At 63.8% G+C, this 23,799-nt stretch carries 25 protein-coding genes and 1 pseudogene; 13 read left to right on the top strand and 13 right to left on the bottom strand.

The window, feature by feature from the left end; genetic code table 11:
* Positions 1-88: 88 nt before the first annotated feature.
* From treS to E3T35_RS01540, 4 genes are all read left to right on the top strand, one after another.
* Positions 89-1,786: a maltose alpha-D-glucosyltransferase gene (gene treS / locus E3T35_RS01555; protein WP_134377682.1), complete on the top strand. Its 1,698-nt coding sequence runs from the start codon at positions 89-91 to the stop codon at positions 1,784-1,786.
* A gap of 190 nt (positions 1,787-1,976) precedes the next feature.
* On the top strand, positions 1,977-2,606 hold the full coding sequence (locus E3T35_RS01550) for a GAF and ANTAR domain-containing protein (protein WP_241988687.1): 630 nt from the start codon (positions 1,977-1,979) through the stop codon (positions 2,604-2,606).
* A 43-nt stretch (positions 2,607-2,649) separates the two neighbouring features.
* Positions 2,650-3,363: a GAF and ANTAR domain-containing protein gene (locus tag E3T35_RS01545; RefSeq protein WP_134377681.1), complete on the top strand. Its 714-nt coding sequence runs from the start codon at positions 2,650-2,652 to the stop codon at positions 3,361-3,363.
* Positions 3,364-3,455: 92 nt separating this feature from the next.
* On the top strand, positions 3,456-4,142 hold the full coding sequence (locus tag E3T35_RS01540; RefSeq protein WP_134343975.1) for an exonuclease domain-containing protein: 687 nt from the start codon (positions 3,456-3,458) through the stop codon (positions 4,140-4,142).
* Positions 4,143-4,273: 131 nt separating this feature from the next.
* On the opposite strand, the gene E3T35_RS01535 is transcribed toward E3T35_RS01540, so the two are convergent.
* From E3T35_RS01535 to glgA, 3 genes are all read right to left on the bottom strand, one after another.
* Complete coding sequence (locus tag E3T35_RS01535) at positions 4,274-4,525, bottom strand: type B 50S ribosomal protein L31 (protein ID WP_092107894.1); 252 nt, start codon at positions 4,523-4,525, stop codon at positions 4,274-4,276.
* Between the two features lie 168 nt (positions 4,526-4,693).
* A complete protein-coding gene (locus E3T35_RS01530; RefSeq protein WP_134343976.1) occupies positions 4,694-5,476 on the bottom strand; it encodes an ABC transporter ATP-binding protein in 783 nt (260 codons plus the stop codon).
* A gap of 80 nt (positions 5,477-5,556) precedes the next feature.
* A complete protein-coding gene (gene glgA / locus E3T35_RS01525) occupies positions 5,557-6,738 on the bottom strand; it encodes a glycogen synthase (protein WP_134377680.1) in 1,182 nt (393 codons plus the stop codon).
* A gap of 80 nt (positions 6,739-6,818) precedes the next feature.
* Here glgA and E3T35_RS01520 point away from each other — a divergent pair, with 80 nt between their 5' ends.
* Positions 6,819-8,063 carry a glucose-1-phosphate adenylyltransferase gene (locus E3T35_RS01520; protein WP_104090329.1) on the top strand — a complete coding sequence of 415 codons (1,245 nt, stop codon included), beginning with the start codon at positions 6,819-6,821 and terminating at the stop codon, positions 8,061-8,063.
* Positions 8,060-8,713, top strand: coding sequence for a phosphoserine phosphatase SerB (serB, locus tag E3T35_RS01515; RefSeq protein WP_241988686.1), 654 nt, complete (start codon positions 8,060-8,062; stop codon positions 8,711-8,713). The genes E3T35_RS01520 and serB overlap by 4 nt, the downstream gene beginning before the upstream one ends.
* A 28-nt stretch (positions 8,714-8,741) precedes the next feature.
* Here serB and fabG read toward each other — a convergent pair whose 3' ends face one another.
* Positions 8,742-9,452, bottom strand: coding sequence for a 3-oxoacyl-ACP reductase FabG (gene fabG, locus E3T35_RS01510; protein WP_092340124.1), 711 nt, complete (start codon positions 9,450-9,452; stop codon positions 8,742-8,744).
* Between the two features lie 169 nt (positions 9,453-9,621).
* On the opposite strand from fabG, the gene E3T35_RS01505 reads away from it, so the two are divergent.
* Genes E3T35_RS01505 through E3T35_RS01495 form a run of 3 tightly spaced genes read left to right on the top strand, consistent with a single transcriptional unit; the run spans position 9,622 to position 11,029 of the window.
* Positions 9,622-9,915, top strand: coding sequence for a DUF3099 domain-containing protein (locus E3T35_RS01505; protein ID WP_092340123.1), 294 nt, complete (start codon positions 9,622-9,624; stop codon positions 9,913-9,915).
* 29 nt (positions 9,916-9,944) lie between these two features.
* Complete coding sequence (locus E3T35_RS01500; RefSeq protein WP_092340122.1) at positions 9,945-10,184, top strand: hypothetical protein; 240 nt, start codon at positions 9,945-9,947, stop codon at positions 10,182-10,184.
* Positions 10,181-11,029: an SURF1 family protein gene (locus tag E3T35_RS01495; RefSeq protein WP_134377679.1), complete on the top strand. Its 849-nt coding sequence runs from the start codon at positions 10,181-10,183 to the stop codon at positions 11,027-11,029. The genes E3T35_RS01500 and E3T35_RS01495 overlap by 4 nt, the downstream gene beginning before the upstream one ends.
* Before the next feature lie 6 nt (positions 11,030-11,035).
* Here E3T35_RS01495 and E3T35_RS01490 read toward each other — a convergent pair whose 3' ends face one another.
* From E3T35_RS01490 to E3T35_RS19100, 4 genes are all read right to left on the bottom strand, one after another.
* Positions 11,036-12,277 carry a glycosyltransferase gene (locus E3T35_RS01490; protein WP_241988685.1) on the bottom strand — a complete coding sequence of 414 codons (1,242 nt, stop codon included), beginning with the start codon at positions 12,275-12,277 and terminating at the stop codon, positions 11,036-11,038.
* A 58-nt stretch (positions 12,278-12,335) separates the two neighbouring features.
* Entirely contained in the window at positions 12,336-13,934 is a 1,599-nt protein-coding gene (locus tag E3T35_RS01485) for an ABC-F family ATP-binding cassette domain-containing protein (protein WP_092340119.1), read from the bottom strand.
* A 107-nt stretch (positions 13,935-14,041) separates the two neighbouring features.
* A complete protein-coding gene (locus tag E3T35_RS01480) occupies positions 14,042-14,671 on the bottom strand; it encodes a TetR/AcrR family transcriptional regulator (RefSeq protein WP_134377677.1) in 630 nt (209 codons plus the stop codon).
* A gap of 217 nt (positions 14,672-14,888) precedes the next feature.
* Positions 14,889-15,038, bottom strand: a complete 150-nt coding sequence (locus E3T35_RS19100) for a hypothetical protein (protein ID WP_166789797.1) — start codon at positions 15,036-15,038, stop codon at positions 14,889-14,891.
* Between the two features lie 62 nt (positions 15,039-15,100).
* Between E3T35_RS19100 and E3T35_RS01475 the strand changes: the two are divergent.
* The 3 genes and pseudogenes from E3T35_RS01475 to E3T35_RS20120 all read left to right on the top strand — a co-directional run.
* A pseudogene (locus tag E3T35_RS01475) lies at positions 15,101-16,528 on the top strand (3' terminal RNA ribose 2'-O-methyltransferase Hen1); the annotation flags it as partial.
* Positions 16,525-17,400: an AAA family ATPase gene (locus E3T35_RS20125; protein WP_241988684.1), complete on the top strand. Its 876-nt coding sequence runs from the start codon at positions 16,525-16,527 to the stop codon at positions 17,398-17,400. The pseudogene E3T35_RS01475 and the gene E3T35_RS20125, both read left to right, overlap by 4 nt.
* A gap of 9 nt (positions 17,401-17,409) precedes the next feature.
* Positions 17,410-18,177: a hypothetical protein gene (locus E3T35_RS20120; RefSeq protein ID WP_370449283.1), complete on the top strand. Its 768-nt coding sequence runs from the start codon at positions 17,410-17,412 to the stop codon at positions 18,175-18,177.
* 56 nt (positions 18,178-18,233) lie between these two features.
* On the opposite strand, the gene E3T35_RS01465 is transcribed toward E3T35_RS20120, so the two are convergent.
* The 5 genes from E3T35_RS01465 to sufB are packed head-to-tail and all read right to left on the bottom strand — an operon-like array spanning position 18,234 to position 22,388.
* Positions 18,234-18,563 (bottom strand): metal-sulfur cluster assembly factor, encoded by a 330-nt coding sequence (locus tag E3T35_RS01465; RefSeq protein WP_092107875.1) that lies wholly within the window; start codon positions 18,561-18,563, stop codon positions 18,234-18,236.
* 4 nt (positions 18,564-18,567) lie between these two features.
* Positions 18,568-19,332, bottom strand: a complete 765-nt coding sequence (gene sufC / locus E3T35_RS01460; RefSeq protein WP_134343983.1) for a Fe-S cluster assembly ATPase SufC — start codon at positions 19,330-19,332, stop codon at positions 18,568-18,570.
* Between the two features lie 60 nt (positions 19,333-19,392).
* On the bottom strand, positions 19,393-19,719 hold the full coding sequence (locus E3T35_RS01455; RefSeq protein WP_092340113.1) for a non-heme iron oxygenase ferredoxin subunit: 327 nt from the start codon (positions 19,717-19,719) through the stop codon (positions 19,393-19,395).
* 2 nt (positions 19,720-19,721) lie between these two features.
* Positions 19,722-20,969: a Fe-S cluster assembly protein SufD gene (gene sufD, locus E3T35_RS01450; protein WP_134343984.1), complete on the bottom strand. Its 1,248-nt coding sequence runs from the start codon at positions 20,967-20,969 to the stop codon at positions 19,722-19,724.
* On the bottom strand, positions 20,970-22,388 hold the full coding sequence (sufB, locus tag E3T35_RS01445) for a Fe-S cluster assembly protein SufB (RefSeq protein ID WP_092340111.1): 1,419 nt from the start codon (positions 22,386-22,388) through the stop codon (positions 20,970-20,972). It lies immediately after the preceding gene.
* Between the two features lie 291 nt (positions 22,389-22,679).
* Here sufB and E3T35_RS01440 point away from each other — a divergent pair, with 291 nt between their 5' ends.
* Positions 22,680-23,618 carry a heme A synthase gene (locus E3T35_RS01440; protein ID WP_241988682.1) on the top strand — a complete coding sequence of 313 codons (939 nt, stop codon included), beginning with the start codon at positions 22,680-22,682 and terminating at the stop codon, positions 23,616-23,618.
* The last annotated feature ends 181 nt before the right edge of the window (positions 23,619-23,799 follow it).

The raw sequence follows: 23,799 nt of genomic DNA, 5'->3' as shown, positions 1-23,799 counted from the left end.
CAAGGCTGGACGTGCACCGGGGTGGTCGATCTAGACTCTAGCCACCACTTGCATCGAGAGAGCCCTTTGCCGGGACGGAAGGAAAGCCGTGAGCTTTACCGCACCCATTCAGTTGCCCGGTTTGGCCCTCGATCCGCGGTGGTATCGCCGAGCCGTCTTCTACGAGGTGATGGTGCGTTCGTTTGTCGACAGCAATGCCGACGGCTCCGGCGACCTGTCCGGCCTGGTATCGAAGCTTGATTACCTGCAATGGCTGGGCATCGACGCCCTGTGGATTCCGCCGTTCTTCAACTCCCCGCTGAAAGACGGCGGCTACGACGTTTCCGATTACCGAACCATTCTTCCGGAATTCGGCACCCTCGAGGAGTTCAAAGACCTCGTCACCAAGGCGCACGAACGCAATATGCGCATCGTGATCGACTTTCCGCTCAATCACACCTCCGACCAGCACGAGTGGTTTCAGCAGTCCCGCGAGGATCCCGACGGGCCGTACGGGGACTTCTACGTCTGGAGCGACACCGACGAGCGGTACCCGAATATTCGCATCATCTTCACCGACACCGAAGAATCGAACTGGGCCTTCGACCCGGTGCGGCGCCAGTTCTTCTTCCACCGGTTCTTCTCGCACCAGCCCGACCTCAACTTCGAACTCCCGGCCGTGCAGGATGCCATCTTCGATGTCATTCGCTTCTGGCTCGATCTCGGTGTCGACGGCTTTCGGCTGGACGCGATCCCGTACCTGTTTGAATCCGAGGAGGGCAACGGCGAGGGCGAACCGCCGACGCACGAATTCGTCAAGCGGCTCCGCGCCATGGTCGATCGTGAATATCCCGGCCGGGTCATGATCGCCGAGGCCAATCAGTGGCCGCGCGAAGTCGCCGCCTTCTTCGGCACCGAGGACGAACCGGAATGCCATATGGCGTTCGACTTTCCGGTGATGCCGCGTATCTTCTATTCCCTGCGCTCGCAGCAGGCCAACGAACTCGTGCGGGTGCTCTCCGAGACCACCGACATTCCCGACGGCGCCGGCTGGGGCGTGTTTCTCCGCAACCACGACGAGCTCACCCTGGAAATGGTCAGCGAGGAATACCGGCAGGCCATGTACGGCTGGTACGCCTACGACCCACGGATGCGCGCCAATATCGGCATTCGCAGGCGGCTGGCACCGTTGCTCGACAACTCGCGCGCCGAACTGGAGCTCGCCCACGCCCTGTTGTTCGCCCTGCCCGGCAGCCCGTTTCTGTACTACGGCGACGAGATCGGCATGGGCGACAACATCTGGCTTCCCGACCGGGACAGTTCCCGCACACCGATGCAGTGGACCCCCGACCGCAACGCCGGCTTTTCCGATGCCGACCCGGGCAAACTGTTCCTGCCAATCGTGCAGTCTCTCGTCTACAACTTCACGCAGACCAACGTGGAATCCCAGCTGGCCCAGTCCGGTTCGCTGCTGCACTGGATTCGCAATGTCATCCACGTGCGCAAGGCCCATCCCACCTTTGGACTCGGCAAGATTCGTGTTCTCAAGACCGCCCACGAATCGGTCCTCGTGTTCACCCGCAGCTACGCCGGCTCGGGCTCCATGTTCGGCGACCAGCCGGAAACGGTGATGTGCGTGTTCAGCTTCTCGCACAACCCGGTCGCCTTTACCATCGAGGATGTCGACATGGCCGGAACCCGGCTGTACGACCTGTTCGGCGGTGCGGTGTTTCCCAGCTTCAACGAGGAAGGTTCGCTCACACTCACCCTCGGCGCCCAGAGCTTCTACTGGTTGCACTGCGGCTGAGGGCGTGGGTCATTCCGCACCGTGACGAACTTCGCGTGAACGGTCATTGTCGCGCTTGCGCGCGCGACGTAGGCTTGGGATAAGCAATCCGTCGCAAACGCTCTGGAGGCCGGTCGTGGCTGAATGGTCTAGTTCAGAAGGCGGAGTCGAGGACACAGCCCTGTGCGCCCATTTTCTTGACCTTTTACCCGTGAATGGTGCTGCTGTCTCCGTTTTCGGCGGTGCGATGCCCGAATCGATCGTGTGTGCGACCGATCGCCTTGCTGCTCGCCTCGACGAGCTGCAGTTCGATCTCGGGGAAGGTCCCCGTTGGGAGGCGGCTCGCACCCGGCTGCCCGTTTTGGAGCCTCGAGTACGTGAGGCAGAGCATCCGCTGTGGCCGGTTTTTCACACCGCGCTGATGGAGACGACGGTCGAGGCGCTGTACGTTTTCCCGCTCACTCTCGGAGCGCTCGACGTCGGCATCGTCGAGCTGTACAGCACGACAGCAGGGGTACTGGATCGCGCGGACCGCGCCAAAGCGCTGGTCCTGGCCACCGAGACCGCCTGGAACCTGCTCGACCACTTGTTGCGGGTGCAGTCGGCCGAAGCAGGCGAAACGTCCGTGACGTCAACGGCATCCCAGGCCTCCACGGGGTCGCCCCTGTCGCGACGGGAAATTCATCAGGCCATCGGCATGGTGCTGGTGCAGATGAACGTCACACCGACGGATGCCCTGTTGCTGCTTCGCGCGCACGCCTTCGCCCACGGAATAACGGTGCGCGCCGTCGCGGGAGACGTGGTCGCAAGGCGGCTGCAATTCAGCCAGGAAACTGACTAGGTAAAAACTGACGAAATACCACAAAATGTCTTAGAATTTTTTCATGGTCACTATGACTCGCGCGTCACTGGTGAGCGCCGCCTTCGTGAGATTGACGGACACTCAGGTGAGCGAATATGACGTTCTCGACGTGCTGCATACCCTCGTCGAAGAATGCGTCGAGTTGCTCGACGCGACCGCGGCCGGCCTGCTGCTGGCCGATCCGAGCGGAGAATTGCAGGTCGTCGCCTCGACCAGTGAAGAGAGCTACCTGGTCGAAGTTATGCAGCAGCAGGCTGGAGCTGGACCGTGCGTCGACTGCTTCCTCACTGGAAAAGTCGTCACGATCGGCGATCTTAAAGATTCCGGCGACAAGTACCCCGACTTCACGGAAGCCGCGTTGTCCCAGGGCTTCCGTTCCGTGCATGCCATTCCGATGCGGGTACGCGATCGCACGATTGGCGCACTCAACCTCTTTCGCACCGATACCGGTGACGTCACGCCTGAAGACGCCGCCATCGGGCAGGCGATGGCCGATGTCGCAACCATCAGTATCCTGCAGGAACGCACCGTGCGCGAAGACCCCGTCGTCAACGAGCAGCTGCAACGAGCGCTGAACAGCCGCATCCTGATCGAACAGGCCAAGGGCGTCATCGCGCAGATCAGCACGGTTGACATGGACCAAGCCTTCAAGCGACTCCGAGCGGATGCACGCGCCCGCAACCAGACAATGCGGGAGAGCGCTGAGAACGTCATCAACCGGCGTATTCAACTCTGATTTCGCACGCGTGACCCCGCCGTTCGTCACAGCGCGGCCCGCACCGTCGGGTGGCGCGGAAGAATGTCGGTGGTCCCCCCTAGGGTGGAAGTATGAGCACCTGGAGCGATCACCTCGCCGTATTCGACCTTGAAACCACCGGAATCGACGTGGAAACCTGCCGCATCGTGTCGGCCACCGTCGCCGTTCTCGACGCGAGCGGCACCGCCGTGGAACGCATCGATTGGCTGGTTGATCCGGGCATTGACATTCCGGCCGGAGCGACCAGCGTTCACGGCATCACGACAGAGCAGGCCGTAGAACACGGTCGGGTCGCCGCGGAGGCTGTAGCCGAGATCGTCACAGCCCTGCGCGGGCATCTGAGCGACGGCCTGCCCATCGTGGCCTACAACGCCCCCTACGACCTCACCCTGCTCGATCGTGAAGCCGTGCGCTACGGCATCGCCCCGCTGGACTCCCCCAGTCCCGTCGTCGATCCCCTGGTCATCGACAAGGCCGTCGATAAGTATCGCAAGGGCAAGCGCACCCTCGAGGTCACCAGCGCGTTCTATGGTGTCTCACTGGACGATGCCCATGATGCCGGAGCCGATGCGATCGCCGCCGGTCGTGTCGCCCAGGCCATTCACCGGGCCCACGAGGGCGCTCTGCCCGCCACTCTCGACGAGATGCACGCGCTGCAGGTCACCTGGTACCGCCAGCAGGCCGAAAGCTTTCAGGAGTACATGCGGCGCGGTCGCGACCCAGAATTTCTAGCGGACACCGCCTGGCCCCAGCGCTGACGCAGATCGGAACAGACACAAAAAAGCGACCAGCCTGGGCTGGTCGCTTTTCTTGCAGTACCTAGTGCTTGCAGTACCTAGTGCTTGCAGTACCTAGTGCTTGCAGTACCTAGTGCGTGCAGTACCTGGTGCTATTTGCCGAAGCCCTTGTAGCGCGAGTTGAACTTCTCCACGCGGCCGGCGGAGTCCATGATGCGCTGCTTGCCCGTGTAGAACGGGTGCGACTCGGAGGAGATTTCCACGTCGATAACCGGGTACGTGGTTCCGTCTTCCCACTCGATGGTCTTCTTGCTGGAGACCGTCGAACGGGTCAGGAAGGTCGCGCCGGAGGCGAGGTCGCGGAACACGACCGCAGCGTACTCGGGGTGGATGTCAGACTTCATGAAGATTTCCTTTTGCACTTCTGGTGAACAGACTTGTAACTGGTCACAGTGCTGTTCGATTGTTGGGCCCCGCCGTCTGGGACGACGACAAGCTGGTTGGCCAGATGGCCAGCCACTAACTTTAGCAGAAAGAGCGCGTGATCGACGGCCCTCGCGCGGAGTCTAAGGTCAGACCGCACGCGCAGAGTAGCGGCCGTCGGTCTCGGACAGTTCGACCGCGAGGCCGAAAGTCTCGGTCAGGGCTTCGGCGGTCAACGCTTCGGCAATGGGCCCGGCGGAGACGACCTTGCCGCCCGACAGCAACAGCACGTGGGTAAATCCGAGCGGAATCTCTTCGACGTGGTGGGTGACCATGATGATGGCCGGGGAGTTGGGTTCCTGGGCAAAACCGCTGAGCAGCTGAAGAAGCGATTCCCGGGCGCCGAGATCGAGGCTCGCAGCGGGCTCGTCCAGCAAAAGAATTTCGGGGTCGGTCATGACCGAGCGGGCAATCTGCACCCGCTTCTGTTCGCCGTCACTCAGCGTGCCGAACTTGCGGTCAGCGAGGTGGTCGAGATTCCACTCCTGCAGCACGCGCTGGGCTCGTCGCTCGTCGATGGTTTCGTATTCCTCGTTCCACCGGCCGGTGACCGAATAGGCCGCCGTCATGACAACGTCGAGGACCTTTTCTTGGACCGGGACCTTGCGAGCCATGGCGGTCGAGGCGAACCCGATGCGGGGCCGCAGCTCGAAGACATCCGTTCCACCGAGCGTCTCATCGAGCACTTCGGCCTGACCGGTCGACGGGTGCATGAAAGCCGCGGCGATCTGCAGCAACGTGGTCTTGCCGGCTCCGTTCGGGCCGAGAATGACCCACCGTTGGTCGTCATCGACGCTCCAATTCACTGAGTCGAGGATGGTGGTGCCACCCCGGACGACCGAGACGTCGGTGAAATGCAGAACGTTGACCATACAGCCATGTTATCGGGCGGGGCCAGTGCAGAAAGACGCCGGGCCCGCCCCAATGGCGAGCCCGACCCCCCTACGGCCCGTCAGAGCAGCGAGGCGTAGATCTCCCGGGTGCGGGTGGCGATCTGGCTCCAGCCAAATTCCCGCTCGGCGCGCAGACGACCGGCGCGTCCCATTTCGGCGGCGCGGGCCGGGTCGCTCACAACTTCGGTGAGTGTTCGGGCGAGGTCGGCGACGAACTGATCGGGGTGCAGCGGGGTGCCCGTGCCGTCGGTGAGCTGCTCGATCGGTACCAGCCGCCCGGTCTGGCCGTCGGCGACGACCTCGGGGATACCGCCGGTTGCGGTACCGACGACTGCAAGTGAGCAGGCCATGGCTTCGAGGTTGACGATTCCGAGGGGTTCGTAGATGGACGGGCAAACGAAGACCGTGCCGTGGGTGAGTACCGCAGCAAGCTCGGGCTGGGCGAGGAGCCGGTTGATCCAGACCACACCGGACCGCTCGCGTTGCAGGGCCTCGACACCGGCCGACACTTCAGCCAGGATCCCCGGGGTGTCGGGCGCACCGGCGCACAGCACGAGCTGCACCTCGGGCGGCAGCAGGGCGGCGGCGCGCAAGAGGTAGGGCAGCCCTTTCTGCCGGGTGATGCGACCGACGAAGACAACGGATGGCCGGTTAGGGTCAATCCCCAGGCCCCGCACAAAATCTTCGTTCGGGGTCGGCTTCCAACGCTCGAGGTCGATGCCGTTGTAGACGGTGTGCACCCGTCTCGCATCGAGTGCCGGATAGCTACGCAGGATGTCGCGACGCATGCCGTCGCTGACGGCGATGACGGCATCCGCTGCTTCAAAGGCTGTTTTTTCGATCCAGCTCGACACTCGGTAGCCGCCGCCGAGCTGCTCCGCTTTCCACGGGCGCAGCGGTTCAAGACTGTGGGCGGTGACGACGTGCGGAATACCGTGCAGCATCTTCGCGAGGTGTCCGGCCGCATTGGCGTACCAGGTGTGAGAGTGCACCAGATCGGCTCCAGCGGCGTCCTGGGCCATTTGCAGGTCGACGCCGAGGGTGCTCAGTGTGGCGTTGGCGTCTACCAGCTGCGCGGGTACCGCATAGGCAAAGGTGTCGATATCCGAGCGCGGCGCGCCAAAGCACCGCACCGACACGGCAATGTCTTCACGGAGCGCTCGTACGAGCTCTGTGACGTGCACGCCCGCTCCCCCGTAGATCTCCGGGGGGTATTCCTTGGTCATCAGATCCACTCGCATGGAGCAAAGGTAGCGCAGCCGGGCCCGACCCACACCCCGCGGTGCTAGTCGACCTGCCTGGTTGGCCCTACTCTGTACACATGAAGGCCAAGAAGATCTTTGGAATCGTTCTCGCCGGTGGCGAGGGAAAACGGCTAATGCCGCTGACCGAGGACCGGGCCAAGCCCGCCGTCCCCTTTGGCGGGCATTACCGCCTGGTGGACTTTGCCCTGTCCAATCTGATCAATTCCGGCGTCACCCAGATCGTAGTGTTGACCCAGTACAAGTCACACAGCCTCGACCGCCACGTCTCCCAGACCTGGCACGTCTCCGGCGGGTTGTTCAACTCGTACATAGCCTCCGTGCCGGCGCAGCAGCGCCTTGGCAAACGCTGGTTCAGCGGATCGGCCGATGCCATTTTGCAGAGCCTGAACCTCATTCATGATGAAAAACCCGACATCGTCGTCGTCGTCGGTGCCGATCACGTCTACCGCATGGACTTCAGTCAGATGATCGACGCCCACATCGCGTCGGGATTGGCAGCCACGGTCGCCGCCATTCGCCAGCCGATCGGCCTGGCCGACCAGTTCGGGGTCATCGAAGTGGATGCCGCCACTCCCGATCGCATCCTGGACTTTCGCGAGAAGCCCAAGGATGCCGTCGGGCTCGCCGACGCCCCGCACGAAGTGTTCGCCTCGATGGGCAACTATGTCTTCAACACCGATGCCTTGATCGAGGCGGTGCTGCGCGATGGTGAGCGTACCGACTCGAGTCACGACATGGGCGGCGATATCATTCCCGATTTCGTTTCTCGCGGGGATGCCGGCGTGTACGATCTGCAGCGCAATGAGGTCCCCGGTTCCACCGATCGCGACCGGTACTACTGGCGCGATGTCGGAACCATTGATTCGTTCTTCGAAGCCCACCAGGACCTCATCTCGGCCCTTCCGGTATTCAACCTGTATAACCAGCAGTGGCCGATCTTCAGCATGCAGCTGAACTCTCCGCCGGCGAAATTCGTCCGTGACGGACGGGGCGCCCTCGGCACCATGATCGACTCGATCGTCTCCCTCGGCTGCGTCATCTCGGGTGCACACATCGAGCGCAGCGTTCTCGGGCCGTGGACCTCGATCGGTTCGGCCTGCGAAGTCGTCGACTCCATCGTGTTCGACCGCGTGCAGATCCGCCCGGGAGCGATCGTGCGCCGGGCAATCCTCGACAAGGAAGTCATCGTCGAGCCCGGTGCCACGGTCGGTGTCGATCGCGATCGTGACCTGGCACGCGGCTTCAGCGTGACCGAATCCGGCATCACCGTCGTCGGTAAGGGCGTGCTCGTTACTCCGTGATCCTCAGCTCCGCATCAACTTTTCTGGTCGTGCTCGACGCCGACTCCACCCTGATCCAGGACGAAGTGATCGAACTGCTGGCGGATGCCGCCGGCTCACGTGAACTCGTCGCCGACGTCACCGAGCGCGCGATGCGCGGCGAACTCGACTTCGCCGACAGCCTGCGCGAACGGGTTTTGACCCTGGCGGGGCTTCCGGACACCGTTTTCGCCGAGGTGGGGCGGCGCATCCGCCCGACCGAGGGAGTGCACGAACTGATCGCCGGCATTCACGCTGTCGGGGGCGTCGTGGGGGTGGTCTCCGGCGGTTTTCATGAGCTGCTCGACCCGCTCGCGGCCGACCTGGGCCTGGACCACTGGCGGGCCAACCGACTCGAAGTGGAAGGCGGCTACCTGACCGGACGGGTGCTCGGCCCGATCATCGACGCCGAGGCAAAAGCCGTCGCCCTGCGTGAATGGGCCGCCCAGCGCCGCATCATTCTGTCGCAGACGATCGCCGTCGGCGACGGCGCGAACGACCTGCGAATGATGGACGCGGCCGGACTCGCCGTCGCGTTCAATGCCAAGCCGCGGGTGAAGCGTGAGGCCGACCTCGTAATCGAGAACTGCAATCTCAGCCAGGTACTGCCGCTGCTCGGTCTGCGCGGCTGACACGACCGTCGCCATGCATGGGCTGGGCCTAGTGGCCCATGCCCAGGCCGCCATCCACAGGAATGACGGCACCCGAAATGTACGCGGCGTCATCGCCGGCCAGCCAGGTGACGACACGAGCGACTTCTAACGGAGTGGCAAAACGGCCGGCCGGGATATTGCGCTTGTAGTCAGCCTGCTGTGCTTCGGGCAGGGCGGCGGTCATGTCGGTCTCGATGAAACCGGGAGCGACGACGTTGGCCGTGATCCCACGGGCACCGAGCTCACGGGTAACCGAGCGGGCCAGGCCAACCAGGCCGCTCTTCGACGCCGAGTAGTTCACCTGCCCGGCAGAGCCATAGAGACCGACAACGCTCGAGATGAGAACGATGCGTCCGAAGCGAGCCTTCAGCATCCCCTTGCTGGCACGCTTGACGACGCGGAATGCGCCGCTGAGGTTGGTGTCGATGACCGAGGTGAAGTCATCCTCCGACATGCGCATGAGCAGGGTGTCGCGGGTGATCCCGGCGTTGGCCACGACGACCTCGACCGGGCCGTAGGTCGCTTCGATCTGGGTGAACGCGGCATCGATCGACGCGGCATCCGTTACGTCGGCACGTACGGTGAGGCTGCCGGCCGGTCCGTGCCCGGACCGCGAAGTGACGGCCACGCGGTGTCCCTGGGCGAGGAATTCTTCCGCGATGGCAAATCCGATGCCGCGGTTGCCGCCGGTGACGAGCACTGTTCGAGCCGTTGTCATGAAGTTCCAAGTCTGTTGATTGCTGTGATGTGGGGGTTGCAGGGTGCAACGCTACGAAATACCCGGCAGATTCAAGTTTAAGGCGTGCGACAATCCGGCCGTACAGACGTAGGCTTATTGAGGTGGATTTTCCCCCAGTGAAGAAACCGACGACGAACCCGATGGACCTATGAAGCAGCAGTCGATCACCTCGCTCCCCGCCTCCCCGGAGGTCGAACGACGCAACCGGATGATCAAATATTCCATTGCAATGGGCGTGCGTGTCATTTGCATTGTGCTGATGCTTTTTGTGCAGGGCTGGTGGCTGGTGATCTGCGCGCTCGGTGCCATTCTTCTTCCGTACTTCGCCGTCGTGGTCGCGAACGTGAAGATTGCGCCCCGCGGAGCCGAAGTATTGCGGCCTGGTGGCGTCGAGATCTATACCGGCACCGACACCCGTTCCTCCGACGACGAGGTCAAGTGAGTGCTCGCGCGGCTGCTTCACCCGGCCCCATGATCGGGCTGGGCGCGCCCCTGCAATCCTCAACCTGCTCGCGGGCCGACTGCCGCAATACGGGAACGTGGCGGCTGGACTGGCGCAACCCGCGCATCCACTCGAGCGATCGGGTCAAAACCTGGCTGGCCTGCGATGAGCACGTCGACTACCTGCGGGAATTTCTGGCCGCGCGCGATTTTCCCCTCACTGTGAGCCCGCTTGACACCTCACCAGAGCCCGCCGGAGATGCGCGATGACGGGCTGGAAGTTCGCCTTCAGCCGCCGCTGGGCCGGGTATCTCGCGCTCACCATACTCTTTGCGGCGGTGTGTTCCGGCCTCGGCGCGTGGCAGCTTGCCCGGCGCGACGAGGCCCTCACCGAACTGTTCAAGATCGACTCCAACTTCGACTCAAACCCGGTCCCGGTCACCGAGGCGCTGCCCGACCTGACCGCCTTTGACGAATCCCAAAAGTGGATGCCGGTTGAACTGAAAGGCACCTACGTCACCGCCGACGAGATGCTCGCGCGGAACCGCCCGCTCAACGTCAATCCGGGCTTTGAGGTGCTGACCCCGCTGCTGCTCACCGACGGCACCATCTTCATCGTCGACCGCGGCTGGCTGCCCACCGGGCAGGAACAGGACGCACCCGACACGGTGCCGGCTCCGCCGAGCGGAACGGTGACCGTTGTCGCCCGGCTCAAGGCCAGCGAACCCGACCTCCCAGGCCGTACCGCCAACGGCGACCAGGTCGCGACGATCAATCTCACCACCATTGCCGCGCGGCTCGACCAGCCCACCTATACCGGCGCTTATGGCCTGATGGACACCGAGAGCCCGGCCGCTACCGAGAAGCGCCCGGCCGCCGTCGTGAAGCCGATCCGCGACGAAGGCCCGCACCTCTCGTATGCGTTCCAGTGGTTCGTTTTCGGCCTCCTCGCCTTCATCGGCCTCGGTTGGGCGCTGCGCGAGGAATATCGCAGTGTGAACGCCGAAGATCCCGACGAACGCGAACGCGCCGATGAGCGTGCCCGCAAACGGGCGGCGAAACCGCGCAATGACGCCGAGATCGAGGATGAGCTGCTCGACCGGCAGCTGACCTAGAGCACTTCAGGCGACTGCACGGTCGTGCTGCCGGGTCTCGATCGGCTCATCGAGAAGTGCACGGTAGACCCGGACCAGAGACGCTGCCGAGCGAGTCCAGTCCAGCCGAAGCGCATGCTCGCGAGCGGCCTGGGCCAGTTCGCCCGCCCGCGTCGGGTCGGTTAGGATCTGCGCCATCGCATCGGCCCAAACCTGCGGATCGCGGGAGTCCAGAACGAGTCCGGTGATTCCGTCGACGACCGCCTCGCGCAATCCCCCGGCCGCCGAAGCAACGACCGGTACGCCGCTCGCGGCCGCTTCCAGTGCCACCAGACCGTAGGTCTCCGAGTGCGACGGTACGAGCACCAGCCGGGCACCGCGAAACAGTTCTGCCAGGTTCGCGTGGGACTGTGCACCGACAAATCGAATGTCGGATAGGCCGGCCCCTTCAGCGAGCTGGCGGAGCTCCTCAACGTAACCGGCATAGTCGACCGAGGCATCGCCGGCAATTACCAGCTCGGGTCGGCGGTCCTGTGGAAGCGCTGCGATGGCGTGAATGGCCAGATCAAGGCCTTTCAGCGGTTGTAGCCGTGCCGCGACGACGACGTAGCCATCGGTGGTCGCACTGGCCGGCGGCTGGCGAAGACGCGCTGGTGAAAACAGCCGGCTGTCCACTCCCGGGAGCACGATGCTGGTTCGGTTAGCCCGGCCCCCGAGCCGCCCGGAAATCGTAGCGGCCTCGGCCGCACTGATCGCGACCAGGGAATCCGATTCGCGAGCGAGCCAGGCCTCGCCGAGCATCCGTCCCGGCGATTCGGCTCGTTCGCCGGCCGACAGCGGGCTACCGTCCTCGGCGGCGATGCTGTGAAAGCTTTGCACGTGCGGAATGCCCCAGGTTCGCGCGACCGGCAGCGCGGCCATGCCGGAGAACCAGTGATGCGAGTGGATGATGTCGTACGGTTCGAGGGCGGCCAGTTCGGCCGAGAAATCACCGATGAACGCTTCGTGCTCGCCCTTGCTCACCGGAACGGCCGGGCCAGCATCGAGAAACTGCAGGGTCACGCGCGGCGCAAGCCGCTGCCGGTGGGGCTGCGCGGCGGACGACCGTCGGGTGAGGATAGTCACCGTGTGACCGAGCGCTCCGAGAGCCTCGGCCTGGTGACGCACCACCACGTTCATTCCGCCGGCGTCGCCCGCGCCCGGATCGGTACCCGGCGAGGTGTGCAGGCAGACCAGCGAGATGCGCAATGGTTTTTCGAGCGGGAACACGCACGGGTCCTTTTCTTCAGGCGAACCGGCACCACCCATGCCGAATCAGTGTGGGTGGTTAGGACAGCTCGATCAGGTCGAGGTAGTCCTTGTTCCAGTGGTCCTCCGTGCCCTCGGGCATGATCAGCACGCGCTCGGGGTTGAGAGCCTGTACGGCACCCTCATCGTGGCTGACCAGAACGACGGCGCCGGCATAGTGCGCGAGGGCGTCGAGGATCTCTTCGCGGCTGGCCGGGTCGAGGTTGTTAGTGGGCTCGTCGAGCAGCAGCACGTTGGCGCCGGAGACCACGATCATGGCCAGGGCCAGTCGGGTCTTCTCGCCACCGGACAGCACACCGGCGGGCTTGTTGGAGTCGTCACCGGTGAACAGGAACGAACCGAGTACCCGGCGGGCTTCCATCTCGGTGATGCTGGGCGAGGACGAGACCATGTTCTCCAGCACGCTGCGCTTGACGTCGATGGTCTCGTGTTCCTGCGCGTAGTAGCCGATGCGCAGGCCGTGGCCGGGTTCGATCGAGCCAGTATCGGACTCGTCGACACCGGCGAGCATGCGCAGCAGCGTGGTCTTGCCTGCACCGTTGAGGCCGAGGATGACCACCTTGGAGCCACGGTCGATCGCGAGGTCGACGGCCGTGAAGATCTCGAGCGAACCATAGCTTTTCGACAGGTCCTTGGCCATGAGCGGTGTACGACCACAGGGTGCCGGCTCTGGAAAGCGCAGCTTGGCGACGCGTTCGACGGCACGCACGGCGTCCAGCCCGGAAAGGAGCTTCTCGGCGCGCGCCACCATCTGGTGGGCGGCGGCGGCCTTGCTGGCCTTTGCGCCGAACTTAGCGGCCTGAAGTTGCAGGGTCGAGGCCTTCTTCTCCGCGTTGGAGCGTTCCTTCTTGCGACGGTCGGCATCCGCCGTGCGCTGGAGCAGGTAGTTCTTCCAGTTCATGTTGTAGATGTCGATCATCATGCGGTTGGCATCGAGGTAGAACACTCGGTTAACCGTTTCGCCGACGAGCTCGATGTCGTGGCTGATGATGATGCAGCCGCCCTTGTAGTTCTTGACGAATTCGCGCAGCCAGGCCACCGAGTCGGCGTCGAGGTGGTTGGTCGGTTCGTCGAGGATCATCATCTCGGCGGCCGAGAACAGAATGCGGGCGAGCTCAATACGACGACGCTGACCACCAGAGAGAGTGCTGAGGGCCTGGTCGAGAATGTGGTCCGGCAGTTTCAAGTTGCTGGCGATCGAGGCGGCTTCGGCCTCAGCGGAGTAGCCGCCCAGTCCGTTGAACTCGTCGGTCAGCCGACCATACTTCTTCATGGCGGCTGCGGCGATCTTGGGATCGGGGTCGGCCATGGCCATGCTGGACTCGTGCATGCCGAGGGCGATGGTACCGAGGCCACGGGCATCCAGAATTCGGGTGCGGGCGAGCATGGACGGGTCGCCGGCGCGCGGGTCCTGGGGCAGGTAGCCGATCTCCCCCGAGTGACTGATCGAACCCTTGGTCGGGTTTGTCTCCCCCGCGAGCGTCTTCGTCAGGGTCGTCTTTCCGGCGCCGTTACGGCCGACGAGGCCGATCTTGTCGCCGCTCGCGACGCGGAAGTTGACGCCCTCCATGAGCACGCGGGCTCCAACGCGGATTTCGAGATCTTGCACGTTGAGCACAGCAATAGTCCATTCGAAGTGTTTGTACAGGTGTGAAGTGTGAGTTGGCCGAAGCGGTCCAACTCACTAGTATATTTGCCTTCAGGCTGTGCTCGGCACACAGGTGCCTACAGCAGGGCAGCCAGGAGCGATTTTTCCAGCCAGTTCAGGTAGGCCTCGGTCGACCAGCCGAGCGACAGAACGAGCGAGCGATAAGTGTGCGGATGGGCCAGCGCCCACATCGTCGCCGCGGCTTCGTGATCGCTCAGCCCTCCTCGCAGGCCGCGCTTCTCACGCAGTGCTGCCGCCACCTCGCCGAAGCCGTGCAGCCGTGCAGCATCGCGCTTCTGCTCGAATTCCCCCACATCCGGATCGACCACGGCAGCTTCGCTGACGATGCGCAGAATGCCCGAGGTGCGCTCATTCACGAGTGCGCTCGACCGCGCCAGAATACGGATGACCTCGGTCGCGGTACGCGCCTCGGCAATGCGTTCCCGGGTCGTGCCCGACAACAGCGCCGGTGCCCCCGGCTCAGCGGCAACCCGGTCGAGAACCGCGGCCAGCAGTTCGGCCTTCGACCCCACCGAGTTGTAGATCGTCTGTACGACCACGCCCGCCTCCCCCGCAATCGCCGCCACAGACGTACCGACATAGCCGCGCTCGAGCATGAGGCGCCCGGCCGCCATGACGATCTCCGCCCGCGTACTGGCCGCCTGGGCCGCGCGCCGCCGTATCGCTCCGTTTTCCACTGTATTCATACAACTAGCATACCGTTCTAGTCACTAGATCTAACTGCCAGTGAGGATGCTGTTTTGGGAATTCGTCGTATGGTCGAGCGGCCCGATACTCTTACCGCGCTCCGCACCGGGGCATCTCCCTCCGCCATGCCCGCCGGCTGCTCGACCAGCTCGGTTCCGTGCCGCGGCCCGCCCGCAGCCAGCATCGTCCATCGGGCAGGCAGTCGGGTGGTCATGCTCAGGGGCGCGTGATCTTGCGACCGAAGGCCGCGAACGCGCCAAGTTCGGCACCGATGGCGGCGAGCACGTGTGCCGAAATGCTGAGACCGAGGGCCAGCCCGCGGTCCTCGACGACCTCGCTGTGATCAGCGCCAAGCCACGGGTGCATGAGACGCAGCCGCAACAGGCATCAAGAGACTGGCGGCTACCGTTGCCTGAAGGAAGGACCCCGTCCTCGTCACCGTCACCTCGACCGCGCCCGCCGCATCCAATCTGAGCCACCTGCTTCGCAAGCACCCGGATCGAGCGCAGGCATTTCCGCTGAGTGTCGGAACAGCGCACGTTTTCTACCCTGAGGTGTCCGATGAACGTTGCACGGTGGCGCTGATCCTCGAAGTCGACCCCATCGGTCTGGTGCGCGACAAGCGCTTCCGGGGAAGCGACGCGGCCACACTCGCCCGTTACGTGAACGACCGTCCATATGCGTCCTCCTCCATGGTCGCCGTCGCGCTGGGCCAGGTCTTCCGTACGGCCATGAACGGGACGAGCGAGTCGTTTCCCGAGCTCGCAGCATCCGCTTTGCCCCTCGAGATCACCGTGGCGGCCGTGCCGGCCAGGGGCCGCGACACCGCCGGCCTCGTCACGCGACTGTTCGAACCGCTCGGCTGGTCCGTCACTGAGACGCCGATCCCGTTGGACCCGGCGTTCCCGGAGTGGGGCGATTCCGTCTACGTCGACCTCGTGCTGCGCGGTGAGGTCCGGCTCAGCGACGCGCTCCGGCACCTTTATGTGCTGCTGCCCGTGCTCGACGACGCCAAGCACTATTGGGTGTCGGACGATGAAATCGGCAAGCTCCTGCGCGCTGGCGTTGGCTGGCTGCCTCACCACCCCGAGCGCGAACTCATTACGCGCCGCTACCTGGCGCATCAGCCGTCGATGGTCAACGAGGCCACAGCACGGCTTTCCGCGGACACCCGGTTGAACGACCTCGACGACTTGCCTGCGCCCGACCTGGCAGAGCCGAGCGAGCAGTCCGGCTCGGCACCGCTGGCCCAGCAGCGCGCCGAGGCCGTGCTCACTGCCCTGCACGACGTCGGAGCGCACACGGTGGCCGATGTCGGATGCGGCGAAGGCGCCCTACTGCGGCGGCTCACAGCGGATGCTGCCTTCACGACGATCGTCGGTTGCGATGTCTCGGCGAGCGTTCTGGTCAAGGCTGCGCGAACGCTCAACCTGCGTGAGGCCAGTGATAGACAGCACGAGAGGGTGCACCTCGCGCAGTCGTCGGTGACGTACCAGGACGACCGCATCGCCGGCCTCGACGCGATCGTGCTGATGGAGGTGATCGAACACCTCGACCTGGAGCGGCTCCCGGCGCTCGAGTCGGCCGTGTTCGGAGCAGCCGCTCCCGGCGCGGTTATCGTGACAACGCCGAACGCCGACTTCAATGCCCGGTATGAGTCCTTGCCCGCCGGCTCGTTCCGGCACCGCGATCACCGATTCGAGTGGTCCAGGGCCGAATTCGCTGCCTGGGCGGCTGAAGTCGCGGCTCGCCGCGGCTACTCGGTCGAGTACCGCACGGTCGGCGACGTCGACGTCGACGTCGAACTCGGCTCCCCGACCCAGCTCGCCCTGTTCCGCAAGACCACCAACCTATGACACGCCTACCTCTTCCCAACCTGTCGCTCGTGGTGCTCGTCGGTGCCTCCGGCTCAGGAAAGTCGACCTTCGCCGCCACGCACTTCGGACAGTTCGAGACACTGTCGAGCGACTTCTTCCGCGGGCTCGTCTCCAACGACGAAAACGACCAGGCTGCGACGTCCGCAGCGTGCGAGGCGCTCCGGTTCGTCGCGGGAAAACGCCTCGACGCTGGGCTCCTGACCGTTATCGACGCCACCAACGTGCAAGCGGATGCTCGCCGCTCACTCGTAGCGCTCGCGCGAGCACACGACGTCCTACCGGTCGCCGTCGTGCTCGACATGCCGCAGAGCGTCTGCGTCGGGCGCAACGCCGCGCGCGCCGACCGCACGTTCGGGGCATCCGTCATCAAGCGTCAGCGCGATCAGCTTCGACGTTCCCTTAAACAGCTCGGCAAGGAGGGCTTCCAGCGGGTCCACATGCTATCCGGGCTGGACGAAATCGCGGCCGCGGAGTTCGTTCGGGAACCCCTTCTCAACGACCGTTCCGACGAAAGCGGCCCGTTCGAAGCCATTGGCGACGTGCACGGCTGCCGCAGTGAGCTCGAGGCGCTACTGGGCAAGCTCGGCTACGAGCTCATGCGCGATGACGAGGATCGCCCCATTGACGCCGTGCACCCTCAAGGGCGCCGCGCGATCTTCCTGGGCGACCTCATCGACCGCGGCCCCGATACCCCCGGAGTACTGCGACTCGCCATGGGCATGGTCGCGGCCGGCCACGCCCTGGCCGTGCCGGGCAACCACGAGGCGAAGCTCGTGCGCGCGCTAGACGGAAAGAAGGTGCAGACGAGCCACGGCCTCGCCGAGACGGCCGCGCTGTGGTCGGAATTCTAGACATCCTGGTTGCTCTTCGATGCCGAGCTGCTTCCTTGGTCGCTCAAAGCGGGGCCAATGATCCGAGAGCAGTACGCGAGCGTCGCAGCCGCGGCAACGAGCGCTCTGCCGGCCGCGTCGCGGGTTCTCCAGGCCGCCGTCGACCGGGGTGTCGACGTGACCGACCTGCTCGCCCGCACGCAGCACCGCGCGTCTAACGCCGAGGCCTACCGAGACTCCCACCGGCGTTACAGCCAGCCGGTGTCTGGGCTGGACGGCGTGCAGCTTGCCCCGTTCCAGCTGCTCGCCTCAGAAGGAGCAAGCCAACTGGGGCAGGATCACTCCTGGCACCTCGCTATCGCCGACCGTCTCGCCGCCGCAGACGAGGAGCTCATCCGTCGCACCCGGCACATCGACGTCGACCTGACCTCGGATGAATCGGAGGCCGCGGCCACGACCTGGTGGGAAGATCTGACCAATGCCGGTGGTGAAGGCATGGTGGTGAAGCCGGTCGCCGGCCTCGTTCGCGGAACGCGATCGCTCGCGCAGCCGGGCATCAAGGTGCACGGGGACGAATACCTGCGGATCATCTACGGACCTGATTACCTCGATCCAACCAACCTGGTGCGCCTGCGCGACCGGGATGTCGGGCACAAACGCTCAATGGCGCTCCGCGAGTACGCACTCGGCGTCGAAGCGGTCGAACGGTTTGTCGCCGATGAGCCGCTCTGGCGCGTGCACCAGGCCGTCTTTGGCGTGCTTGCTATGGAATCAGAACCGGTCGACCCCCGGCTCTAAACCAAAACCAAAGGCCCCACCAGCGTGTGCTGGGGGGCCTTCAGGACGAACACGTGCTACATGGCGAAGCCGAGGGCTCGCATCATGTCGCGACCGTCGTCGGTGATCTTCTCCGGACCCCACGGCGGCATCCAGACCCAGTTGATGCGAAACTGGTCGACGACACCATCGAGGGCCTCAGCCGTCTGCTCCTCGAGCACATCGGTCAGCGGGCAGCCGGCCGAGGTGAGGGTCATGTGGATGATGAGCGCGTTGTTCTCGTCGTCCCAGCCGAGGTCGTAAATGAGCCCGAGGTCGACGACGTTGATGCCGAGTTCCGGGTCCATGACGTCTTTGAGGGCCTCTTCGATTTCGTCGAAGCGAGCCGGACTGAGTGTTGAGGCCATAGGACTAGCCTACGTTCGACGGGACAAGAAAGCGATCGTAGCCCTCGTCCTCGAGGCGGTCGGCGAGCTCGGGGCCGCCCTGTTCGGCGATGCGTCCGTTGACGAACACGTGCACGAAGTCGGGGTGGATGTAGCGCAGGATGCGCGTGTAGTGCGTGATGAGCAGAAGTCCGAGGCCGGTGTTGGCCTTGGCGCGGTTGACGCCCTCGGAGACGATCTTGAGTGCGTCGACGTCGAGTCCGGAGTCGGTCTCGTCGAGCACGGCGAACTTGGGCTTGAGGAGTTCGAGCTGCAGGATCTCGTTGCGTTTCTTCTCGCCACCGGAGAAGCCCTCGTTGACGTTGCGCTCGGCGAAGGTCTTGTCCATGCGCAGGTTGGTCATCGACTGGCGAACATCCTTGATCCAGGTGCGGATCGGTGGGGCTTCACCCTCAATGGCCGTCTTGGCCGTACGCAGGAAGTTCGTGACGGTCACTCCGGGAATCTCAACCGGGTACTGCATGGCGAGGAAGAGACCGGCGCGGGCGCGGGCATCCACTGTCATTTTGAGTACTTCGGCGCCGTCGAGCAGGATGGAGCCGCTCTCGACGTGATACTTCGGGTGGCCGGCGATCGTGTAGGCGAGGGTGGACTTGCCGGAGCCGTTCGGGCCCATGATGGCGTGGATTTCGCCCTCGTTGATGGTGAGGTTGACGCCGCGCAGAATCTGCTTGGTGCCCTGGTCGGTCTCGACGCTGACGTGCAGGTCTTTGATTTCAAGAACAGACATGAATGTCTAATCCCTTTCTAAATTCTTTAAGTTGGTGGGGGCGGTACTGCCTGAGCAGGCCTATACCGCGACGGTGACGGACGGATCGACGAAGACGAACCCGTCGATGAGTTCAACGTTGTAAACCGGGACCGGATCATACGCCGGCAGGGACAGCGGCTTGCCCGTGGTGAGGGAGAACATCGAGCCGTGGGCCCAGCATTCGAGCGTCTGGCCTTCCACGAATCCCTCGGACAGGGAGATGTCACCGTGCGTGCAGGTATCACCGATGGCGAACACGTCGCCGGCGGCGTCACGCACGAGGGCGATAGCCACCCCGTCGATTTCGACCTTGACGGCCTGGTTTACTTCGAGCTCATCGAGAGCGCAGATCTTCGTTGCGGCCATGCTTACTTGTCGTCCGTTCCAATAAGTTCGGCTTCGATTGCGAGCTGCAACCGAGCTTCAAGTTCGGGGGAACCAATCTGCTGCACGACCTCGGTGAGGAATCCGCGCACGACCAGGCGCCGCGCTTCTTCCTCGGTGATGCCGCGAGACTGAAGGTAGAACAACTGCTCGTCGTCGAAACGTCCGGTGGCACTGGCGTGACCGGCTCCGACGATGTCGCCGGTTTCAATCTCCAGGTTGGGGATGGAATCGGCGCGGGTGCCCTCGCTGAGTACGAGGTTGCGGTTCTGCTCGTAGCTGTCGGTGCCAGCAGCCTTGTTGCCGATCAGCACATCACCGATCCAGACCGTGCGGGCGTCCTGGCCCTGCAACGCGCCCTTGTAGTTGACCCGGCTGCGGCTCTTCGGAGCGTCGTGGAAGACGTACACCTGCTGTTCCAGGTGCTGGCCGGCATCCGCGAAGTACAGGCCGAGGAGCAACGTGTCCGAGCCGGGTCCGGCGAGACGTACCGACGGGTTGACCCGCACGATACTGCCGCCGAGCGAGACGACGACGTGCTTGAGCCGCGCGTCACGACCGATGGATGCGAAATGGTTAGCCAGGTGCACCGCCGAGTCGTCCCATTCCTGCAGGGAAACGACCGTGAGGTTCGCGGACTCGCCGAGGATGATCTCAACGTTTTCGCTGAGCCGGGCGTCACCCGTGTTCGCCAGGATGACCGTGGCCTGGCTGAACGGCTTGGCCTCGATGATCGTGTGGGCGCCGCGGGCAGTGTTACCGAGGGCCGATCGGGTAACCGTGATCTCCTTGGCTTCCTCGCCGCTGACCGTGATGGCGAGGGCGTCATCGAAGACGCCCCAGGCGTTGGCTGCGGCGCGTTCTTCCGGCAGACCGGCAGTCCCGATGCGGGCATCCGTTCTGGGCACCCACTCAACCGAGATATCGGCCGACGGGGTTGACTCGATGAGGTAACGCGAGCCGTCGAGATCGCCGGCGGTGAGGTCGGTGAATTTAGCGACGGGCGAGTGCTTCCAGACGGCTTCGCGGCCGGTGACGGCCTGGAAGTCGGCAACGTTGACGCTTTTGAAACGGTCAGAACGGGTTTGCACCGGCACGTAGCCGAAACGTCCGTCGGAGTGTTCTTTGATTCCGTGCTGGCCGACCGGAAGAGTCGACGCGCTGGCAGCAGGTGTGGATGGTTCGGGCACAGTTTTTGAAGCGCTCTTCGAAAGCGCTGAAGCGGCGGACATTTAGCCGACGGATCCTTCCATGCCCATTTCAATGAGCTTGTTGAGTTCGAGGGCGTACTCCATCGGGAGCTCCCGGGCGATCGGTTCGATAAATCCGCGAACGATCATGGCCATGGCCTCGTCTTCGGGCATACCACGGCTCATCAGGTAGAACAGCTGCTCTTCGCTGACGCGGGAGACGGTGGCCTCGTGGCCGAGCTGCACGTCATCTACACGGATGTCGATGGACGGGTAGGTGTCGGAACGCGACTGGGTGTCGACCAAGAGAGCGTCGCAGCGCACGGTGTTGGCGGAGTGGTGCGCGGAGGCATCCACTCGAACCTCACCGCGGTACCCGCTGCGCCCGCCGCCACGGGCGATGGACTTGGAGACGATCGACGACTGCGTGTACGGAGCCATGTGGATCATCTTCGCGCCGGCATCCTGGTGCTGGCCGGGGCCGGCGAAGGCCACCGAGAGCGTCTCGCCCTTGGCGTGCTCGCCCATCAGGTAGATGGACGGGTACTTCATGGTGACCTTGGAACCGATGTTGCCGTCGATCCATTCCATCGTGGCGCCTTCGCCGGCCGTGGCCCGCTTGGTGACGAGGTTGTAGACGTTGTTCGACCAGTTCTGGATGGTCGTGTAGCGAACGCGAGCGTTCTTCTTCACGACGATCTCGACCACGGCGGAGTGCAGCGAGTCAGACTTGTAGATCGGGGCGGTGCAGCCCTCGATGTAGTGCACGTAACTGCCCTCGTCGGCAATGATGAGCGTGCGCTCGAACTGGCCCATGTTCTCCGTGTTGATGCGGAAGTAGGCCTGCAGCGGAATCTCGACGTGCACGCCGGGCGGCACGTAGACGAACGATCCCCCCGACCAGACGGCCGTGTTGAGCGCGGCGAACTTGTTGTCGCCGGAGGGGATGATGGTGCCGAAGTACTCTTCGAAGAACTCCGGGTGCTCCTTGAGCGCCGTGTCGGTGTCCATGAAGATGACGCCCTGGGCTTCGAGCTCCTCGTTGATCTGGTGGTAGACCACTTCAGACTCGTACTGGGCTGCAACGCCGGAGACGAGGCGCTGACGCTCAGCTTCTGGAATTCCGAGCTTCTCGTAGGTGTTCTTGATGTCGTCGGGCAGGTCTTCCCAGGTCTGGGCCTGCTTCTCCGTTGAGCGCACGAAGTACTTGATGTTGTCGAAATCGATCTCGGAAAGATCGGCGCCCCAGGTGGGCATGGGCTTGCGTTCGAACAGCTGCAGAGCCTTGAGCCGTCGCTGCAGCATCCAGTCCGGCTCGGATTTCAGGTTCGAGATGTCAGTGACAACCTCGGGGGAAATACCACGGCGAGCGGATGCTCCGGCCTTGTCTGAATCGGCCCACCCGAATTCGTAGGTGCCAATCCCCTCAAGGTCGGGACGGTCTAGCAGGACATCCGACATTATTACCTCTTCTCTACCCATCACAACCCGGATATTAGTCCGGTCATTCCCGCACGGCCGCCGTACTGATCAACTCGATGGAGCAGAATTCAGTGGAGACCACGAGGAACGGGTTGTGTGGACAGCTACGTTGCGTACCTAGAATATTCATGGAACTAAAGATTGATCTCCATGGAGTTCCCAATTCTACAGGTTGATCAGCAACATACGCGTTCTTGCGGTCGATTCACATTTGTACAGGGCACGATCAGAGGGCGCGCGTTCATAAGTTTTACAGAGAGAGCAGAACCGGTGAATCCGAAGTACCTACGGCTACCCAGTGTTATCGACGGACGGATTCGGGTGGTCGCCTGGCTGTCGCTCGTGACGGAAATTTTGATTGTGGGAACCGGCGGGGCCGTTCGTCTCACCGGCTCCGGGCTCGGCTGCCCCACCTGGCCGACCTGCGTAGCCGGCTCGATCGTGCCGACAGAGGAAATGGGGATACACGGGGTCATCGAGTTCGCTAACCGCTTGATGACCGGTCTGATCGGCATTATCGCCATCGCGGCCATTGTTCTGCTCTGGCGCTTGCGCACCCAGCGCAAGGATCTGTTCACTCTCGCAGTGATTCTCGCCGCCGGCGTTCTCGCCCAGGCACTCGTCGGCGGGGTCACCGTGCTGACCGGGCTGAACCCGTTCATTGTCGGTTTCCACTTCACGGTGTCGCTGATCATGGTATGTATTGCCACCGTTCTCGTGCACCGGGTCTACCTTGCTCCGGGGCCGCGTGCCCGTGTTGTTCCCGCTGGTTTTGCCAGGCTCGCCCACGCTACGAGTTTCGTCGTCGCACTCACCGTGCTGATGGGGGTACTGACCACAGCCTCCGGACCGCATTCCGGCGATGCGGACGCCGGACGTACCGGCTTCAACGCCGAGTTGCTCGAACACCTGCACGCCTGGCCGGGCTACGCGACGCTGGTTTTGACGGTCGTGCTGCTCGTGGCGTCCGTTCGCGGCAAGCTGCCGGTGCGCTCATTCGTCGTCACGCTCCTGATGATCGAGCTCGTGCAGATTGTGGTCGGGCTCCTGCAGGCCAACCTGGGACTACCGCCGCTGTTGGTCGGCCTGCACATGGTTCTGGCCTGCGTGCTCGCGGCCGCCATGACCCTGGTTGTGCTGAACCTCAGGGCTCCCAGAGAAGTCACGGCCGAGGTTCCGGAAACGGCACACGAGCAGGTTCGTAGCTAACAGATCACGACCCCGAAACGACAACTTCCGCGCCATGAATATGACTCTGCAGGGGTGAGAAGACAGCTTTGGCCCCCTCAACTGCTTTGATGGGGCCGAGCGTGTCGTCTCGCGCGGCTGATGGGGCCGAAGGTGGCAACTCGTAGGGCCTAGACCTCCAATTAGCAATTGCCGCGCGGCA

The sequence above is a fragment of the Cryobacterium sp. TMT1-2-2 genome, from assembly GCF_004403505.1.
Taxonomy (GTDB): Bacteria; Actinomycetota; Actinomycetes; order Actinomycetales; family Microbacteriaceae; genus Cryobacterium; species Cryobacterium flavum.
Note: the sequence above shows the minus strand (reverse complement) of the source record. Positions and strands in the feature narration are given on the sequence as shown.